Here is a 19,775-nt window from a genome sequence, read left to right on the forward strand (position 1 = left end):
ACTTTTAGATTGTTTAACTTCAATAAATATTTAATCGAAAGTTTGCTGTTGTTTGTGATTGTCTATGTTTATTTTATTTTATGAAAATATCAGTAAAAATAAATAGGGGTGTTTAAATTGCTAAGTTGTTATTATAATTAATATTTTTTGTTAATTTGATAAATTTGACGTGGTTACCCATAAAAAACAGAGGTAATATTTTATAAAAGTAATTATTAAATTATATTTGCATCAAAATAATAGGGGGTTTAATTAATTAAAACAAAATTGTATGTCATCATTACGTTTTCAAGCTTTGAAAGAAGCATCAAACAGAGTTCCAGTAAAATTTGAAGAGACTGATAGAAAATCAACTATTTTTGGTTCAAATGTCTTTAATGACAAAGCAATGAAACAGTTTTTAACTTCAGATGCTTTTAAAGGAGTGCGCGATGCAGTTCAACATGGAACTAAAATAGACAGAAAATTAGCGGATTATATCGCAATGGGAATGAAAGAGTGGGCCTTGGCTAAAGGGGTGACTCATTATACACACTGGTTTCAGCCACTTACAGGAACAACCGCTGAAAAACATGATGCTTTCTTTGAAACTTCGTATGATGGCAGTGATCCAGTAGAGAAATTTGGTGGCGCTCAATTAGTACAACAAGAACCGGATGCATCTAGTTTTCCAAATGGTGGAATCAGAAATACATTTGAAGCTAGAGGGTATACAGCTTGGGATCCAACATCTCCAGCATTTATTTTTGGAACTACTTTGTGTATTCCAACGGTTTTTATTTCCTATACGGGGGAAGCTTTAGACTATAAAACACCTTTGTTGAGAGCTTTGACCGCTATGGATGACGCTGCTACCGAAGTATGTAAATATTTTGATAAAAATGTAAAAAAGGTAACTGCAACTTTAGGTTGGGAACAAGAATATTTCTTAATTGATAGATCTTTAGCAAATTCGCGTCCTGATCTTATGATGACCGGTAGGACTTTGTTAGGACATACATCGGCTAAGGGGCAACAATTAGATGACCATTATTTTGGGTCTATACCTACTCGTGCCTTAATGTATATGAGAGACTTGGAACAAGAATGCATGTTGTTAGGAATTCCTGTGAAAACACGTCATAATGAAGTAGCACCAAATCAATTTGAATTGGCTCCTATTTTTGAAGAAACAAATCTTGCTGTTGATCATAACTGCTTGTTGATGGATGTGATGCAAAAAGTAGGAGAACGCCATGATTTGAAAGTGTTGTTTCATGAAAAACCTTTCAAAGGAGTGAACGGTTCCGGAAAGCATAATAACTGGTCCTTGGCAACAGATACAGGAGTGAATTTATTGAGCCCTAGTAAAACTCCAATGAGTAATTTACAGTTTCTGACTTTCTTTATCAATACAATAAAAGCAGTAAATGATTACGAGTCTTTATTAAGAGGTGCAATTGCTACTGCAAGTAATGATCATAGACTAGGGGCAAATGAAGCACCACCAGCAATTATATCCGTATTTATTGGGGCGCAGTTGACTAAAGTTCTAGCAGAATTAGAAGGTGTAACTGCAGGGAAACTATCTCCAGAAGAAAAAACAGACTTAAAACTAAATGTAGTAGGGAAAATTCCAGATGTTCTTTTGGACAATACAGATAGAAATAGAACATCACCATTCGCTTTTACAGGAAATAAGTTTGAGTTCAGAGCAGTAGGATCATCAGCTAACTGTTCTAATTCAATGACGACTTTGAATACTATTGTAGCAAAACAATTAAAAGATTTCAAAATTGAAGTAGATGCGCTGATAGAATCTAAAGACATGAAAAAAGATGATGCTATTTTCAATGTTTTGAGAGAGTACATCAAAGTTTCTAAGAAAATCCTTTTTGAAGGTGACGGATACAGTGAAGCATGGGAAATTGAAGCGGGTAAAAGAGGGTTAAGTAACTTTAAAACAACTCCTGAAGCACTAAAAGCAAGAGCTTCTAAGCAAGCTTTAGATTTGTTTTCTGAAATGGGTATCATGAATCATATTGAAGTGGAGGCACGTTATGAAATAGAATTAGAGGAGTATACTAAGAAAATTCAAATTGAAGGTAGAGTTTTAGGTGATCTTTCTCAAAACCATGTTATTCCAACAGCCATTCGCTACCAAAACACTTTGATTGAAAATGTGAAGGGACTAAAAGAGATTTTTGGTGCTGATTTTGAAAAAATTGCAAAAGAACAAATCATTTTAATCAAAGAAATTTCCGGACATATTGAGGGGATCAATTCTAAAGTTCATGAAATGACCGAAGCTAGAAAGAAAGCCAATGCAATTACTGATGCACATGAAATGGCCCTAGCTTATTGTGATAAAGTAAAACCATTTTTTGAAGAAATTAGAAGCCACTGTGATAAACTGGAGCTGTTAGTGGATGATGAGATTTGGACACTAACAAAATACAGAGAATTGTTATTTACGAAGTAATCTACTTATTAACACATCGAGTGTCATTATAAGTCAAATAATATCTGGATTTACCGGTGCTATAGGGTAGTATTATTTTTTGACGCATGCATGCTTGATTGGGAGTAATTTATTGCGCCATTGAAATTTAATAAAAATGTCTATCTGTTTCAGGTAGACATTTTTTTGATGTTTTGCACCTTGAAAGGCAAAATTGAAGGGTGTAAACAAATATTCTTAGTATGACAATTTTAGCAAGAAACACTTCTGATGACTCGATAGGCAAAACCCAAAAAAATAATTACCTTTGCCGCACAACTACCTGCATAAAAGCAGACTTCACAACTAGACTACATGAGTTCAGATACTTCAAAAAGATATGCGCTTCGCGGTGTTTCGGCATCCAAAGAAGATGTTCATAATGCGATAAAAAATATTGATAAAGGATTATATCCACAAGCTTTCTGTAAAATTGTCCCTGATTATTTAACTCAAGACGAAGAATATTGTCTGATCATGCATGCTGACGGAGCGGGAACTAAATCCTCTTTGGCCTACATGTATTGGAAAGAAACAGGCGATATTTCTGTTTGGAAAGGCATTGCCCAAGATGCTTTAATCATGAATATTGACGATTTATTGTGCGTGGGTGCAACGGATAATATTCTGCTTTCATCAACCATTGGAAGAAATAAAAATTTGATTACCGCTGAAGTAATTTCAGCAATTATTAACGGAACCGAAGAACTGATTAAAGAACTGGAATCTTTTGGGGTGACCATTCATTCAACAGGTGGAGAAACTGCTGATGTAGGCGATATTGTTCGAACTATAATTGTAGATTCAACAGTAACTGCTCGTATGAAACGCAGCAAAGTAATTGATAATGCTAATATTAAAGCCGGTGATGTAATTGTAGGATTGGCTTCTTTTGGCCAGGCTACCTACGAGAAAAACTATAATGGCGGAATGGGAAGCAACGGGTTAACATCGGCGCGTCATGATGTTTTCGGGAAATATTTGGCAACCAAATATCCGGAGAGTTTCGATGCTTTAGTTCCTGAAGAATTAATCTATTCTGGACAAGTAAAATTGACAGACGCCGTTGAAAATTCACCAATCGATGCCGGACAATTAGTGCTTTCGCCAACCAGAACGTATGCACCAATCATTAAGAAAATTTTAGACCAATATTCTTCCAATCAAATTCACGGAATGGTGCATTGCAGTGGAGGAGCCCAAACTAAAATTTTACACTTTGTAGAAAACCTACACATTATAAAAGACAATTTATTTCCAGTTCCGCCATTATTTCAGTTAATTCAAGAACAATCTAAAACGGATTGGAAAGAAATGTACCAAGTTTTCAATTGCGGTCACCGTATGGAAATTTATGTTCCGGAAGCTGTTGCACAAGACATTATTGCGATTTCAAAATCATTTAATGTTGATGCGCAAATCGTAGGTAGAGTAGAAGCTGCTACTTCAAAAAAACTGACTATTACCAGTGAATACGGAACTTTTGAATATTAAAAAGCTTCAATTGAAGTTCATTTTTCAATCTTTCAATTCTTTAATCTTTTAATTTTTTATCTATGTACGAATTGGTTTTTTGGAAATATCTGGAGGGAATTTATCTCAACCATCACGAAGTTTATGAAGCTGTTTCAGAAGAACAAGCTGAAATTGAAGGTCTTGAAGAACTTCCGGTACAAGTCATTTTGAACAGAATTGCTTCTGTATTCTCCAAATGGGAAAAAGTAGACGAGAACAGTTGGAAAAATAACTATGGTGCAGGTGCTTTTCATATCAGGATGACGCCCCAAAGTGTAAAAATTGATTGTTATGGCACTGAAGGAAAAACAATGGATACTTTAGTGAATATAATGGATGAATTCAAATGTTCGCTGTATGATCCCCAAGTTCCGGAGCGATATGATGAAATGAGTGAATAAAATTTTCACGTCTATCGCGGCTATGAGAATCAGTGATGTAAGTAAGTCGAAAGTTTAAAAGTCGTAAAGTCAAAAGAATTAACTTTAAGTAAAACAGCTTTAAATCATATTGTTACATAATTTTATCCTGATTTTAAAATACGACATTATACCATGGTTATTACTTATAACCCAAATTAGTTTTAAATCAGCTTATTTACCGCTGGTGTATTCAGAAGAATTGGTGTTCCATAACCAATTTTCTTCAGCTTTTTTAACTGCGTTTCAGCATCACCTACCACTAAATAGATCATTTTATCAGCATTCAAATACTTTTCTGAAAGCTTTTTTATGGAGCCAATAGTAATTTTGTTTGGTATTAATAACCAAATCTTTGACCTATCCCTCCACAGTGGTTTACTTGTAATGGTTGTCTGTTTCTGTAAAAAAAAAATCAGAAAATTCTATTTTAGTTAATATGGATCATTACTTAGTTTTTTCCTTCAAGGTTAAATAGAGGAATGGTATAGGATCAGAATTAAATTTGGCTGACAAAATCTAAAAAAACTTTTTTGTGAAGTTCTAAATCCATGGTAGGAGAAAGTGCTACACGTACGATGTAATCTTTGTCACCCTCTTTAGTCGTCCCTTGAGTTGATGTTGCCGGAATTGTCCAGTAACATCCTTTTAACTGCCCATAACTCACACAAAACTTGCTTTCATTAGGTATTTCTCTAATCATTAAATTTATTAACCTAAGATTTAACTCTCTTTTATGAGCTTCTTTTTCTTCCGTTGTGTTCCCTTTACTGGGAAGGTCTAATGAAAACACAGAGGGGGTAAATCCTTGGTCTGCCAATGCTGACGAAACAAAATTAATTTTCGCCGCTGGTAAAGTTTTTTTTATGAAGTTTACAAATTCATGTGTATTATGATATGCATCCTTTATTCTTTGATTCATAGAAGGCAATTGTTTTGCCAAAATCTCCATTTGAAGATTGGTAGCCTCATTATCGCAAAGTTTTAGATGAAATTCTATTTTTTTCATCAACCCTTCCGTTTTTTTATTTCCCACACAATAGCCCGCAGTACATTGCCCGCCACTTGGAAATTTAGATCCGCTTACATATGAAATGGTCCTAATTGGTGATAATATATCCTCTTCACCTAAAAAGTGTACATTTGGACAAAAGGTTTGATCTAAAACAAAAATAGGATCTGTAGCAATTTTACCAGTTGCAGTTTTTCGCTGTTTACTCAAAGTAGCGCTTAATTTGAAAAGATCCGGAACTTCAACTCTGGGATTTGTTGGAATTTCAGCAATTATGATTGGAATAGCATCCTCGTCAGCAATTTTATCTAAAAGAAGCGCAATACTTTCAACCATATCTTTACCACCGTCAACCAGTAAATCCAGTATTTCAACAGAGTCAATGCAAGCAGCAACCCGTCTGGCTTGGTCGTTTGTACCACCGTAACAATTGGGGGGAACAATAATTTTGATCGCCTTTCCTTTATGGTTTTCCTCCGCATCATGAATTAATCCCATGACAACCGCATATTGAATTGATAGTCCACTGGAAGCAATTAGTGCTTTTGTCTTGCTTCCGGTAATGGTCGCAATCGAATCTAAAACCATTGCTTTGTTTGTCTCGATAGTATTCTCTTTTGGTTCTAAAGAAGATTGTGCTGTCAGAATTTTCAACATAGCAAGACAATTGGCTGGCGTCATTGCAATGGTCTCTCTTCTTCTGACATGCTGAATTTCGGGGATATAACTTTCGTTTTGGTCTCCATTTACAACTAAAATACTTCCAAAGTCAGAATGAACATTGATAAAAAAGTCAATGTTTTTGGTAAAATCAAAAGTGCTAATTTCATCTTGCTGCGTAATGAAAATGGTACTCCCGTCAAACTTGGAAATGGCTGTTTCTTTTTCAATCTTCTTTAAATCAAATGTATAGCCATAAATGTGCTGAAGTACTTCAACATCAAAAAATTCTGGTAATTCACCAGTGTAAATAATTTGAGTGTTTTTGCCAGCTAATAAATTTTTCCTTAGTACTGCCAAAATCGGAGTCGTCTTTGAGGAAAAACTAATTACATTTTCTGGTTTTAAATGATGTAAGTGGGCAATCACCCATTCTAATATACAAGATAATGGATGCCCTAATCGAATATAGTCATAAGCAGTGGGTAACTCTCCTAATGCCTTTGATTCAGAATTATTGCTATTAAATAAAATTTCAAACTGTTCTAAGAATTGAGTTTTTGCCAATTTTTCGTCATAAATATCTAGTCTGTGAGTTGTTAGATTCAACCAGCCAGTTGGCTTATTTTCTAACACGTCTTTAATATAACGTAATATTTTATTGTCTTTCATAATTTCCACCTTTAGATAAGATGGTAATATACAGTAATTAGATTTATTTAAAAGTGTTACAAGAGGTTTTATTATTACAGATCTGTTGTCAGTGTTGTGAAAGTGTCAGGAATAAATCCTCTAGGAGTGCTCTTTTTGGTTAGTCAGTAAATAAATATATGGCATAGAAACTTCAATCAGAATTCTTTAACAAAAATTATTTCGTCGGTCTTAAAAAAGATATTATTAAAAAAAAATAGTTTACCCGTAATTAAAAAATCCCTAAACGAATGCTCGGAGTGCTTACTCGCACCGGAGTGTTTATTATAGTACGATTTGGTCTTCTCTGATAGTTGTGTCTGTTGTCGTATTGGTAATAATAAAACTGGGCATTGCTATAAAAATAATCGCTATGGTGATCGTGATTGCAATGTTGGTGATGTTCTGCGTATGCCTCTTTTTTTCCTTGAATGTAGGCGCGATAAGCTTTTTTGTTGTTTTTCTTTAATTGTTTTTCGTATTTTTTTTGTTCTTTCCAAAAAGCTTTGTCTTCGCTGTTGTTTTGAGCAGTAAACTCCTGCTCATATTTTGCATCCTCTGCAGCGCGTTGTTGGTAATAAGTTACCGTAGCTTGTTTTGTGTTTTTTTTTGGTTCATCGGTACTATTGGCTTCTTGCGCATTTATATTTATGGCAAAACCAATAGTGATCAAAATGAGTAAGGCTTTAAATGTGTTCATAATTTTTATTTTAGTGATTATTGAGTGCTTCTTTATTGATAGCATTCTCAAGTAAGACAACTCTAAAGCAATTTACCCTACCAAGGGTTCATAATGTTTGTGACCCAACATACGTTGTATTTCTAATGCCGAAAAACTCTTTTGTGACAGCATCACGAGTTCAATACAGAGCATCCAATATTGGAAAAAGCAAATTAGTATTCTCCATAACGGTGCCTGAACGAAGACTGACACGACTACCGCATTTTTTGCATTGAAATTTTAAATCTGCCTTACGAAAGTAATGTTCGGTGTGTTGACACTTTTTACATACAATTCCCATTTCAAGTAGTTTAGCTTTGAATCCCTTATTACGTGTGGCTTAATCAGGGTATTTCTCTAAAAATTCAGGTAGGTTCATAGCTCGTATTTAATAGGTTGATGACTCAAAAACAAGCTATTTTTAGCATTGGTACTCATATTAAATTAATGCCTTTCAGCAAAGCTATTACAAATTAGATTCTCTAGAAACCAAATTCAGGGTTACAAGAACTAAATAAGCGACCTGAGCAATCGGTGCTTATTTTGAAAACAAACATTGTAGCTTGTATAATTACTAAGCTGGTTTTGTATAAACAATAAAAAACAGTAGTTTAGCTAATAATTTTTTATTTATAAAATCCGTAATCTGCAAACCTAATAAATATGTCACAAGAAACTACTTCTGGAAGCCTAAAAAAAGGAAAAGTTGTGAATGTCATTCCGTTAAAAACAGCCCAAAGATGGGCAAAACGATGGTCTAAACGAGAAGGAAATTATAACAAACACCATCATTTAAATGCTTTTTTGATCCCTAAAATTGATTTAGTAGAAGTCCTCAAAGAAGGGGTCGATGCAGTGAGAGCATACATAGGAGTTGATGATGATGGAGTAGAAAAATTAATGATTGTGGGAACAAAATATGATCCCCTAACTCAAATTTATGTTGATATGATCACTCAAGACAATGGTGACGCTGGTGCAACGGAAGATGATATTTATGATTTTACGTCTCCTTGTCCATCTACTTGTGATCCTGAAACTCTAATGCTACAATAGATGTTAAATGTATTTATATATGTAGGTCTCTTGGTTTTATTTTTGAATTTTGTTTTATTTATCCGGTGCTTTTCTCTTCAGGATAAAGTCTTTAAGATTTTTACAGGATATTTAGGGTTGGTTTTAGTTATCCAAATAATTTCGAATGTCTTTGCAAGAGTTAATATTAATAACCTTTATTTGTCTCATTTTTATTTTGTGGGTCAGTTTATAATACTCAGTTTTTTTTACAAAGTTTTATTAAAAGAGACGTATCAAAAAAAGATTGTTACAGTGGGTTTGTATGCTGGTTTAGCAGTCATTGGAATTCAATACGTACTAGATCCGAGTTTGTTTTTTAAATTCAATTTATTCGAAATATTCATTACCTCTTTTTTAATAGTTAGCTACGCAACCCTACATCTTTACAATATATTAAATGAGAAAAAAGAGTATTATTATATCAATATGGGTATTTTACTCTATTTATTTGGAAGCACCATTTTATTTATAGTAGGAAATTTGACAAATATATTGAGACTGGAATACACAAAAATACCTTGGGTATTGAACTCAGGACTCTATATAGTCTACCAATTATTCATTTTACTAGAGTGGAAAAAAAGTTTTTCCAAAAAGTAATTAAATAAATATTTATGAAGGCAGAATTAATAAATGAAAGTGATATAATCGAAATAATTATTTATTCCTGTGTTGCTTTTCTTTTGATGGGATTCGTCTTAATCTTGTTTTTCTATTTTTCGAGAAAAAAAATTATCCAGAAAGAATTAGAAAAAAAAGATCTGGAAATCCAGTATCAAAAAGAGCTATTGAGTGCCGTAATTATTACGCAAGAAGAAGAGCGCAAGCGTATTGCCCAAGATTTACATGACGACATCAGTTCTCAGCTTAATATTGTGTCTTTGAACAGTCATTTGTTAAATACTCCAAATTTGACCAAAGATGAGGTAGGAACAATTACCGAGAATATCATCAATCTGACTGCCAAAGCGCTGGATAGTTCCAGGAAAATCGCACACGGTTTGTTACCTCCGGTTTTAGATAAATTTGGACTAGATGCAGGAGTGGGAGAATTATGCATGGAATGCAATAGTTCTCAAGTTGTCACGGTAAATTATGAAAATACAACCTTCTTTGATATTAAAGATAATATGAAGCATTTACACGTATTTAGAATCTTGCAAGAGTTGATCAATAATTCCATTCGGCACGGTAAGGCAACTGTCATATCTATTCTTTTTGAGGACAATTACGGACTCAAAAAATGCTCTTATTCTGATAATGGAATTGGTTTTGATATGAAAAATAAAGACAAGCAAAAAGGTCTTGGGATGAAAAATATTGATAGTAGAGTCGCTTTTTTAAACAGCACCATTGTCATTAATTCAGCTGTAAATAAAGGGATTACGGTCACTTTTAATTTTTAAATAATGAATGATGTTATTCAAATAATTTTAGTAGATGATGAAATTCTTTTTAGAAAAGGAATCTCTTTTTTGCTGGAACGGGAAACAAATATTGAGATTGTTTTTGAAGCCTCCAATGGGGATGAATTGATTTCCTACCTTCGCAGTACTAAAAATCATCCCGATATTATTATCATGGATCTGAAAATGCCAATTTTAAATGGAGTCGAAGCCACTAAGATCATCCATAAAGAATTCCCTGAAATAAAAATTATAGCGCTAACCAGCTATGATTCTAAATCTTTTGTGGCGAATATGATTGATGTTGGTGCTGTTTCCTATGTGATAAAAAATGCGACACCACAAGAATTGCTTACAACCGTAAATGAAGTGGCTTTAAAAGGATTTTACTATACGGAATATGTCATGAAAATTATTCAAACCAATATTTTGAACACTAGAAAAACGAAAAGTAACTTTGATAGTGGATTTTTGAGTGTACGTGAATTGGAAGTACTCAAACTTATTTGCTATCAAAAAAGCACCTTAGAAATTGCAGAGCAACTTTTTATAAGTCCAAGAACGGTGGAAGGACATCGAAATAACTTGTTGCTTAAAACAGAATCCAGGAATATTGCAGGATTGGTTGTGTATGCGGTTCAAAATGAAATTATGCCGTTTGAAGATTAATCAGAACCCATTTGTACTAAAAGCAATGCTGGATGCACTTTTTTTTTGCAAAAAAAGAGAAGATTTTTTTAAAATTTTAAACAACTTAAATTCAGGTTTTAAGATAAGGGATTCCTTTAACAAATGCCAATGGACTAAGAAATAGGGTGCTTTTTTTCGATTCTGTTATACGGCTTGAACTTTAACGAATATCCTTTGAAATCTTTTTTAAAAATAGTTTTCAGCATTTTTTTTATGGATTGTATTCCGCCAAAATCCCGTAAATAGGTAAACAGAAATTGCGATACGATCATTTTTTTTGATTCATGGTCAAATTCAGTTTCAAATTTGATAAAATCAGTGGTGACAGTAGCAAGCTGTGATTCAATTTCATCACAATTAAAATAATCAAACGGATCAGGATTTAAATTTGTAGCTCTTAACGCAAAGTGAATTCGGTAGTCTAGTTTACTGACGGCTAAGGTTTTTATAAAACCAGAATAAAATGGATTGGTTACATATCCTAATCCTATTTTGAATTTATTTTTTCTTAAAATACCATGTTCAATATCATTTAACGAGAATATGGAACGTGCAATCTTTATCCTTTTAAGACGATACATAGTGTCGTCTTGTTTTGTTTCGTTTAGAATAATGAGATAAAAAGCATTATAGATATTAATCCAAAAAGTTTTTTTTAAAGCATCAGTGTCCAGACTCTTTTCGATTTTTGTATGTCTGATATAATAAAGTTGTCTTCTGAGGGAAGTCGTATCTTTTCCTAATTTTGCAGTTGATAGGATTTCTTCTGATAACGCGGCATAATAATTTTTTGAAACAATTGGTTGTGGTGTTTTTTGGTCTCGATTTAGCATTACAGAAGAAAATAATTAAAACATAAAGTGTAAAAAACAACAATAAGTCCTACTAACAAAGAAAATCCAATTTTTTTAAAAATAGTTTTAAAATTAAAATGGTTATTGTTTTCCTTTGAATTTAGTACTAAATTTTTCATTTAATGTAGATTAGGTTATAGTTACAAATTTATAGATACTAATTCGTCTGGCTTTAGGTGTTTTTACGTGGTTTTATTTAAATTAGATTGGTGCATTCATTTTAAAGTTAAATTATTCTCATTTGAACGGCTTCCTTTCTATCTTTGAAATATAAAAAGGCAATACAATGATGTACAAGCGATTTATATATATTCTGATTTTTCTACTATCAATTTCCGTAAAAGCTTCTTTTATTTTGTTGCCAATGGATGAAACCACGCAACAAAATCACTTGAAGGCGTATGGAATTACGTTTTGGTGTTTGGAAAAAAATCACAAAGTCAGCTGGCTACTCAACTACCGTGGCGGTTCTTTTTTAGTGCCTGATGCGCAGGAAATACGCAAAGAGTGCCAGATTAGAGGAGTGAGTTTTGAAATAATCTCTGATGAGGAAGAAGTGATACTCTTAAATGAAATCTCCAGTCCGTCCCAGAATATGGAATCCGTTATTTTAGAGAAAGCACCAAAGATTGCAGTGTATACACCAAAAGGGAAACAACCGTGGGATGATGCAGTGACGCTGGTCTTGACCTATGCTGAAATTCCTTTTACAGCTATATATGATCAGGAAGTGTTGGGAGACCAATTGTTGCTTTATGACTGGTTGCACTTGCATCACGAAGATTTTACCGGGCAATACGGTAAGTTTTACGGAGCGTATAAAAATGTACCTTGGTATATTGAACAAAAGAAAGAAGCTGAAATACTGGCGACAAAATTAGGGTTTTCAAAAGTATCTGACGAAAAGGGAGCTGTGGCTAAAAAGATTAGGGACTTTGTAATAGGAGGTGGGTTTATGTTTGCAATGTGCTCCGCAACAGATAGTTTTGATATTGCTCTTGCAGCGGATGGAGTAGATATTTGCGAAGCTATGTTTGATGGGGATGTGAGTGAAGGCAATTACCAATCGAAGATGAATTATAGTAATTCTTTTGCTTTCAAAGATTTTATCTTAGAGCGAAGACCTGAACAATATGAGTTCTCTGATATTGATATGACCTCTAAACGAAGAATTCCTATGGAAAAAGATTATTTTACCTTAATGGAATTTTCGGCAAAATGGGATCCTATTCCCACTATGTTGTGTCAAAATCACACACAACTTGTCAAAGGATTTATGGGACAAACAACATCATTTGATGCGGTACTTGTAAAATCGAATGTTTTAGTCATGGGGACAGGTGAACTTAATGGCGAAGCCCGTTATATTCATGGGCAGAAGGGGAAAGGGATGTTCACTTTTTATGGGGGTCATGATCCGGAGGATTTTCAGCATCAGGTAGGCGATCCCCCTACAGTTTTGGACTTGCATGCAAATTCACCCGGATACCGTTTGATTTTGAACAATGTGTTGTTCCCTGCAGCTAAAAAGAAAAAATTAAAGACATAAGTAAGTAGAAAGTTTAAAAGTCGTAAAGTCAAAAGAATTAACTTTAAGTAAAACAGCTTTAAATAAGATTGTTATGTAATTTTATCTTGATTTTAAAATTAGACATTATACCATGGTTATTACTTAGTATGAAAAATACAATCAGTACCGATTGGTTTTTTTAGCCCTGATGGTATTGGTATACCACGCTTTTTAGCGTGGATAAAACGAACAGCAGGAATAGCTCCAAATAATTTAAAATCAAAAAAAAAGCCACCTGTTACGGTAGCTTTTGTGATGTAAAAGATAAATGATTAAACGCTTCCATCTTCATTTTCCTTGTCTAAATATTCCTGAACAATATCAATTGCATTAGTCACAACATCACTTAATGCGGTGTGGATATCAATTCAAAGAAAATTCAAACCAAATAGGAACGTGATCGGATATTTTTCGAGCTTCTTTTTGTGTGCTAAAATTTTTATAAAAAGGAATAATACCGGAATTTAGAAGTGTAGTTTTAGAAGTTTTGTAATACATATTATCAAATTCAGAAGCGAGACAAATCTCTTTTTTGCATTCTTGTTTCAACGAGGTTTTTTGGTTTACTAAAATAGATTGAAATCCCATTTTTTTCAACGAATTGAAAACCGAATGTGATTGCGGACAGTTGAAGTCTCCTGCAAAAATTAAATTCAAGGTGGGATATTCATCAGGTAAAAATTTGAAATATTTAATCTCGGTTTCGGGTTGCTTTTTTTTAGTAATAGCATGAAAATTCACCAGCGTGAATTGTTTGTTTTCATATTGAAAAGTGCAATAATAAGGCTCTCTCTCAATCTCTAGATGGTATTTTTTTTCGAGCCAAGCTTTTCCTATTTTCTTTACTTTGCTCGTTTTCCAAATGAAGGCATATCTTTCGGTTTTATAGGCACTGCTGCTGGTGGGGTCACTGATCACATACTCCCATTTAGCTCCTTTTCGGTTGAGTTCATCTGTTAATCGTGCTACTGCCTGTGCGCCTCCATATCCGGCAACCACTTCCTGAATGGCAATTATGTCGTAATCTTTCAGCGTTTTTGCAATATAAGTAATGGTTTCTTCGGATTTCGATTTTCCAAAATTGGCTATGTTCCAGGAAAGGATTTTGGTTTGAGCGAAAGCAAAAGTGGCTAGGAAGAGGAACAGTAAGGAAAATAGGGGTTTCATTTAATTAGGAGAATATTAGTATCACTTTTTACGGATAGAATTAGAGTAGCTCAAACGTATGATAATTAAATGGAATTTGAGGAATTTTTCGAGTCTTATGGATTGTTTAATATTGTTTTCTGATGTATTTTATTTTGGTTATATCGACAAAGGAGAAATTTCATTACTTAGACTTGTTATAGGATTCTCCTTTTTTGAAATAATAATAATTGTATGTACTAGAGGCAGTATGGTACAAATAACGGGTAGTCTTGAAAGATAATTACAATTTTAATATTTGATTTTTTTTGAGATTCATATAATTTTTTTTAAAGTTTGGTATAAACAATCAAATGACCATAGTTAGGAACTAAAGCTAATTCTTTTTGTTATTTATTTTATAGTTGTAAATCCCTTTTTGGACTTCATTGATACTGTTGATAGTCTCCAGTTTTAATTTTGCCAATATTTTTTCTTCTATAATTTCACCATTTTTCAAACGGATTTTTATGCTATAGCTTTTGTGTTCATTCATTTTTAAAAAAATAAATACAATCAGAAAAAAAGTAATCAGTAAGATTAGGTCTATTTGCAGGTATAAATAGGAAAGAAAACCCAAGGATAGTAATGCCAAAATAATTATAAATGTATAAACCGGCGTCATTTTATTTACTTTAACGTGAGTCTTATCTAACTCACAAAATAATATTTTTTGTGTTTTATAAGTCAATATTATTCCGTTTTCAGTTACCGTTATTTTTCTGAAATTGTTATTAAAAATCATTTGTTTAATTATAATTAAATATTCTTGTCAACTTTTAGAATTTATGGTGCAACAGGTACTTTAATGACTTAGGTTTAAAGGTCATATTACAGGATTTATTTCGTATTGTAAATACTTTTACAAAGCAAATCACTTCCCTTCATAAGCCCCAACAGTTTCCAATAATTCCTTTTCAAATTGATAAATGTCATCAATTGACTGAATGTGATGTTTTATTTCGATTTTGTTTTCATTGAAAAGGCCAAGATATTTTTTAGTTCCGTTGAGATGCAACCTGCATAAAGGTTTGCGGTTGTTGTCATCAAGTAAAATCCCAAAGTAGGATTGAGTATCCCGAGGAACGATTCTGTTTACAGGAATTTTACGCCTTAGAATAGCCACGACAATTCGGTAGGCTTCCAGTTCTTCATCACTCGTAATCACTTTGCTCGCTTCTTCAACGGGTTCCATTTTTTCTTCTTGTTGTTTTATTGTTTCTTTATTTAGTGCGGCATTCAAGCGGTCATTAATTTTTTCGTTGATAAATTGATTAAATGCTTTTTGAACTAACATTTTGAATTCTTCCATCACTTTTTCCGTAAGTCTTCCAGCATATACTTTATTAGCAAAGAGTTTTATAAAATCATTCGAGGGATTTTCCAGTTCGTCATTAATCTCTTTTTTGATTTCTTTGGTATATTTTAAAGCACTCGCATTGTTTAGAATGTGATCTACATTAAAACTTGATTTATGGAATTTAGCAATTTCAATGATCGAATTTTCTTTGAGATTGATGATGTCAAACTCCAGAAAAGGCTTCTGGTCCATTTTGTTTTTCTCGTCTAAATCGGTATAAAATTGATATTGAATGCCATTAGTTAAGAGTGCAAAACGAGTTTTTGTGACATGAAAATAGCGAAATAGTTGTGAGCTGTGCACTGAAAGGTTTTCTTTCCAGCTTTTGCATTCAACAATTAGGATGGGTTCACCGCTCTGGAAAATAGCATAGTCTACCTTTTCTCCTTTTTTTAATCCAATATCGGCAGTGAATTCAGGGACTACCTCCAGCGGATTGAAGGCATCATAGCCAAGCATGTTGATAAATGGGAGTACAAATGCGTGTTTGGTTGATTCTTCGGTTTCGATTTTGTCTTTTAACTGAATGATTTTATCCGCTAGGGATTTTAGTTGAATGGTTAATTCCATAGTATTTTGTTGCTAATTGGTTTCAAAATTACTTCCGTAAAAGATAACTTCTTTACGGTTTTCCTCATTTGGATTGTTTTTTCCGAATTTTATACGCTATATCAATAATCCGCCGATACTCAGTACAACTATTTGTATTGAAAACAACAGGATGTATTTCATAATTATAATTTTTTCCATTGATTCTTTTTTTTACGTTCCGATGTGTAAATAACTTTACCTTTTCGTTGTCTTGAAGAGCTTTTTAGCTTTTCTTGAGGTATAGCAATCCCAATTGGACTTTGTATTGGATTTGCAAGAGGTATTTGATTTTTTCTTTTTAACGAATCAGTTTGCGTATTTGTTTTTTTGTCTATAGCTGTATCCGTTTGTTTTGGTACTACTAACACATCGTCATCATATTTTCGATGTATTTGGTTGTGAAGTATTTGTCGGTGTTGAGGTTGTTTTTTTGGTTCTGATTTGCAAGATGTTAGGATGCAAAATGACAGTATAAAAAAGATGGGTTTTTTCATTTGGTTTTTGAACTCCCGATAGTTGTCCTTTGTCAAGATCCTTCCTTCGGAATATCGAGCGAATACTAAATTGGTTATTGTAAACTGGAGCATTTGTTTCATTTGATTTTTTATAAACCAAATCTAGCAACTTTTGAAATCTATTTTTTACGGGAAACCGTAAAGACATCATTTTTATTAAAATCAGGCTATGATTTGCCAATACAATGGTCAAAAAAAGAAGTGAATTTAAGCTAATATCGCATACTTAAGTAGCAAGAAAGATATATTGTCGCAATTATTAAAAAGAGTTTTTGCCACAGATTGTAAGGATTAAAAAGATTTTTAAAATTACATAACGAATTAATCTGTGCTAATCTGTGAAATCTGTGGCAAAGAAATTCAGTGCTTTATTAAAATACGACATTAAATTTTAGTCATCACTTATCTTTGGTACAACCGTAAAAAACATATCAATTCTACCGCTATGTTTTAGGATTTAATCACCGTGTCAAAAATCTTTGGAGCGCTGTAAATGATCTTAGCAATTGATTGTTTTTGATGCTTTTAAATTGCAGTAATAACGTTATTGGAATATTTTTTTTAGTTTTTAATAGTCTGAAATGCGAATTAGACTAATCCTAAATCTTTAGTGATGGCTATAAGATGTACGTTATTGTTTGCTTTGAAATATATTTTAAGCCTATTGATGCGTTTTTCAAGACTACTGGTGCCACTAGGAATAATTCCGGAATTTTTAAATTCCGAAGCAATATCCTCCAGGGTTAATCCATTGGATAAAGATTTTAAAAGTAAAATATCATAGGCTTCAATTTCAAAAAGGGATTTGTTTCTTAAAGCATGGCGTACTTCCTCAGATGGATGAAGGTTCTTATTATTATAAATATTTTGTATCGTTTTCTTGAGTTCCGGAATACTGTCTCTTCCTTTTGATACATAGGCATTTATTCCTAAATTAGTATACAGTGATTTTATTCTAAAGGATTTGTCTTCTATCGAAAACACAATGGTTTTAAGTTCAGGCTGTTCTTTTTTTACGGCTTCAATGAGTTCCTCACCAGAGGATAATCGATCCTGACGGTGATCGGGTTTAAATGATAAATCACTAATCAACAAGTCATAGGGAACTTTGTCATGAAGGGCTCTTTTTATTTTTAGGAAAGCTTCATCACAGTATTTGGCATGGTGAATTTCTAAAATAGAAAGCTCTCTTAGTGCTTGAATTATTGCGATGCTTATAGTGTCTAAATCTTCGGCAACTAAAACTTTATGGAACATATGGACTAGATTATATTGGAAAAATAAAACGGACTCTAAACCCTTTGTTGGATTTACTGTCAAAATTAAGGGTTCCTTTTATGGCATGAATACGGTTTTCCACATTTTGAAGTCCATTTTTTGAAGTTAATTCTTCAAGCGTGGCTCCAATACCATTATCAGTGTAATCGACTTGTAATTTATTTTTATTTTTTTTGAAAGTTAATACAACTAAACTGCATTGGCTGTGCTTTTTCATGTTGACCAGTAACTCTTGTACCACTCGGTAAAGCGTTATTTTTTTAGTACTGTTTATAGCGTTCCACTGAATTGTATCCATTCCATTGGTTAATATATTGATTTCATTTGTTTGAAAACCGGACATCATTTCTTTTAAACTAGTTTCAAACAGTGCTCCTGCTTCAATAGTGCTGTTTTCTCTGGAAATGTTTCGTGTCCGGGAATAAATAGTGTCTAGGCTGGTTAGTAAAACTTCTTTATTTTGTGCGGTGGATAAATCTTGTGTTTCTGCAAATGCCATGGTTTGATACACATCGTTAGCTAGTTCATCATGTAGTTTTTTTGAAATTCGAATTTCAGTGGTATATGAAATTTTCACCTTTTCTCTTCGGTTTTTAGCCATAAGAAAATTTGCTGCGGAAATGCTTATTATTAAGGTGAATACGATAACAAAGGATAAAATTAGATTTCTATTTTTTTGCTTTTCTAATAAAAGTGCATTTTTTATTTTTTGTGTTTTTAGTTCTAAATTTTCATCTTTATCTTTTTTAGAATCATATTTTATTTTTGCAAATTGATTTTTTGCTTTTTGTCGGGCTTTATTGATGCTGTCATTGATGTGGAGGTGAAGAATGGAAAATTTTTTTGTTTCCTTCCCAACGCTATTTCGTATTAATAATGCGATTGATTTCAATCGGTCATCAACATTGTTAATTTTTGTTGCTTTTTCGTAAGCTAATTGTGCATATTTATAAGATAATCCAGGATTGGGTTTTTTATAGAACTCAGCAATATTAAGATAACTGGTTGTAATTCCAAAGTCATCTTTTATTTTTTTTCTAATGATTAAAGCGGTATTCAGATAGTGAAGACTTCTTGAATCACCCATTTTGAAATAGCAATAACCCAAATTATCAAGAACCCTGGCATTATTTTCCTCATCGTTTGAAATGTTTGTATGGAGAGTTAATGGCAACAGAAGCTGCAGTGCGCTTTTGTAATCATTTTTGCCTATATACGCTACGGCAATATTATTTGTAAGGATTGTTTTTTGTGATTCATCCGGGATTTGATTGAGTGCTTTATTATAGTAGAGTATTGCATTGTCATAGTCATAAAGTCGCTCGTAATTAATACCTAATATATTGTATACAGCACATTTGTAGTAGCGATTTGTTGTTTTTTGGAATAAGGAAATAGCCTCAGTAGCCGTGGTTTCACTACTCAAATAATCCCCTTGTATTTGCTGAATTACAGCCATTTTTAATAAGGAATAAATTATTTTTCCAGTATCCGTTCCTTCATTACAAGCTAATTTTGATTCGTTGTAGTAATAAAAAGCACTATCATAAACTTGGTTTTCAAAATGTTTTTCTGCACGTAAAAAATGCTGTTGGTAGTGCGGGTTGCTTTTGATTTGTGTTGCAATGTTACTTTCTTTTTTGCAAGATATAAATCCTGTAAATAAAAGGATGAGTGAAATTAAAAACGGGGAATTCAACTTTTTAAGTTTCATTCCCCGAAAATACATAAATTAATTTTAGATATGGATTTA

17 protein-coding genes and 1 pseudogene are annotated in these 19,775 nt (G+C 32.9%); 8 read left to right on the forward strand and 10 right to left on the reverse strand.

Going from position 1 to position 19,775, the window contains the following annotated elements; translation table 11 throughout:
- The first annotated feature begins 271 nt into the window (after positions 1-271).
- The 3 genes from EKL97_RS04650 to EKL97_RS04660 all read left to right on the forward strand — a co-directional run bounded on the left by EKL97_RS04650 (position 272) and on the right by EKL97_RS04660 (position 4,395).
- On the forward strand, positions 272-2,461 hold the full coding sequence (locus tag EKL97_RS04650) for a glutamine synthetase III (protein ID WP_126460970.1): 2,190 nt from the start codon (positions 272-274) through the stop codon (positions 2,459-2,461).
- A gap of 333 nt (positions 2,462-2,794) precedes the next feature.
- The gene (locus tag EKL97_RS04655; RefSeq protein ID WP_126460967.1) at positions 2,795-3,973 is read left to right on the forward strand and encodes an AIR synthase related protein; all 1,179 of its coding nucleotides are present in this window, start codon (positions 2,795-2,797) and stop codon (positions 3,971-3,973) included.
- A 62-nt stretch (positions 3,974-4,035) separates the two neighbouring features.
- Complete coding sequence (locus EKL97_RS04660; protein WP_126460964.1) at positions 4,036-4,395, forward strand: hypothetical protein; 360 nt, start codon at positions 4,036-4,038, stop codon at positions 4,393-4,395.
- A gap of 517 nt (positions 4,396-4,912) precedes the next feature.
- On the opposite strand, the gene EKL97_RS04665 is transcribed toward EKL97_RS04660, so the two are convergent.
- From EKL97_RS04665 to EKL97_RS04675, 3 genes and pseudogenes are all read right to left on the reverse strand, one after another.
- Positions 4,913-6,757 (reverse strand): PLP-dependent transferase, encoded by a 1,845-nt coding sequence (locus EKL97_RS04665; protein ID WP_126568280.1) that lies wholly within the window; start codon positions 6,755-6,757, stop codon positions 4,913-4,915.
- Positions 6,758-7,007: 250 nt separating this feature from the next.
- Entirely contained in the window at positions 7,008-7,475 is a 468-nt protein-coding gene (locus EKL97_RS04670) for a hypothetical protein (protein ID WP_126460955.1), read from the reverse strand.
- An 81-nt stretch (positions 7,476-7,556) separates the two neighbouring features.
- Positions 7,557-7,884: pseudogene (locus EKL97_RS04675) on the reverse strand (IS1595 family transposase); the annotation flags it as partial.
- 275 nt (positions 7,885-8,159) lie between these two features.
- On the opposite strand from EKL97_RS04675, the gene EKL97_RS04680 reads away from it, so the two are divergent.
- Genes EKL97_RS04680 through EKL97_RS04695 form a run of 4 tightly spaced genes read left to right on the forward strand, consistent with a single transcriptional unit; the run spans position 8,160 to position 10,648 of the window.
- Positions 8,160-8,552, forward strand: a complete 393-nt coding sequence (locus EKL97_RS04680; protein ID WP_126561872.1) for a hypothetical protein — start codon at positions 8,160-8,162, stop codon at positions 8,550-8,552.
- Complete coding sequence (locus tag EKL97_RS04685; protein ID WP_126568282.1) at positions 8,553-9,173, forward strand: hypothetical protein; 621 nt, start codon at positions 8,553-8,555, stop codon at positions 9,171-9,173. It abuts the gene before it with no gap.
- Between the two features lie 14 nt (positions 9,174-9,187).
- Positions 9,188-9,979, forward strand: a complete 792-nt coding sequence (locus EKL97_RS04690) for a sensor histidine kinase (RefSeq protein WP_126568284.1) — start codon at positions 9,188-9,190, stop codon at positions 9,977-9,979.
- Positions 9,980-9,982: 3 nt separating this feature from the next.
- A complete protein-coding gene (locus EKL97_RS04695) occupies positions 9,983-10,648 on the forward strand; it encodes a response regulator transcription factor (RefSeq protein WP_126460942.1) in 666 nt (221 codons plus the stop codon).
- Positions 10,649-10,782: 134 nt separating this feature from the next.
- On the opposite strand, the gene EKL97_RS04700 is transcribed toward EKL97_RS04695, so the two are convergent.
- On the reverse strand, positions 10,783-11,502 hold the full coding sequence (locus EKL97_RS04700; protein ID WP_126568285.1) for a DUF547 domain-containing protein: 720 nt from the start codon (positions 11,500-11,502) through the stop codon (positions 10,783-10,785).
- 310 nt (positions 11,503-11,812) lie between these two features.
- On the opposite strand from EKL97_RS04700, the gene EKL97_RS04705 reads away from it, so the two are divergent.
- Positions 11,813-13,072, forward strand: coding sequence for an asparagine synthetase B (locus EKL97_RS04705; protein WP_126568308.1), 1,260 nt, complete (start codon positions 11,813-11,815; stop codon positions 13,070-13,072).
- A gap of 384 nt (positions 13,073-13,456) precedes the next feature.
- Here the strand turns inward: EKL97_RS04705 and EKL97_RS04710 are convergent, their stop codons facing one another.
- The 6 genes from EKL97_RS04710 to EKL97_RS04735 all read right to left on the reverse strand — a co-directional run bounded on the left by EKL97_RS04710 (position 13,457) and on the right by EKL97_RS04735 (position 19,736).
- Complete coding sequence (locus EKL97_RS04710; protein WP_126568287.1) at positions 13,457-14,260, reverse strand: endonuclease/exonuclease/phosphatase family protein; 804 nt, start codon at positions 14,258-14,260, stop codon at positions 13,457-13,459.
- Positions 14,261-14,615: 355 nt separating this feature from the next.
- Positions 14,616-15,023 (reverse strand): hypothetical protein, encoded by a 408-nt coding sequence (locus EKL97_RS04715; protein ID WP_126568288.1) that lies wholly within the window; start codon positions 15,021-15,023, stop codon positions 14,616-14,618.
- A gap of 129 nt (positions 15,024-15,152) precedes the next feature.
- Positions 15,153-16,208, reverse strand: coding sequence for a type I restriction endonuclease (locus EKL97_RS04720; protein WP_126564390.1), 1,056 nt, complete (start codon positions 16,206-16,208; stop codon positions 15,153-15,155).
- A gap of 164 nt (positions 16,209-16,372) precedes the next feature.
- Positions 16,373-16,723 (reverse strand): hypothetical protein, encoded by a 351-nt coding sequence (locus EKL97_RS04725; RefSeq protein ID WP_126568290.1) that lies wholly within the window; start codon positions 16,721-16,723, stop codon positions 16,373-16,375.
- A gap of 609 nt (positions 16,724-17,332) precedes the next feature.
- Positions 17,333-18,001, reverse strand: a complete 669-nt coding sequence (locus EKL97_RS04730; protein WP_126460926.1) for a response regulator transcription factor — start codon at positions 17,999-18,001, stop codon at positions 17,333-17,335.
- Between the two features lie 10 nt (positions 18,002-18,011).
- Positions 18,012-19,736, reverse strand: a complete 1,725-nt coding sequence (locus EKL97_RS04735) for a tetratricopeptide repeat protein (protein WP_158614914.1) — start codon at positions 19,734-19,736, stop codon at positions 18,012-18,014.
- Positions 19,737-19,775: the final 39 nt, after the last annotated feature.

The organism is Flavobacterium sp. LS1P28, from assembly GCF_003970335.1.
Taxonomy (GTDB): Bacteria; Bacteroidota; Bacteroidia; order Flavobacteriales; family Flavobacteriaceae; genus Flavobacterium.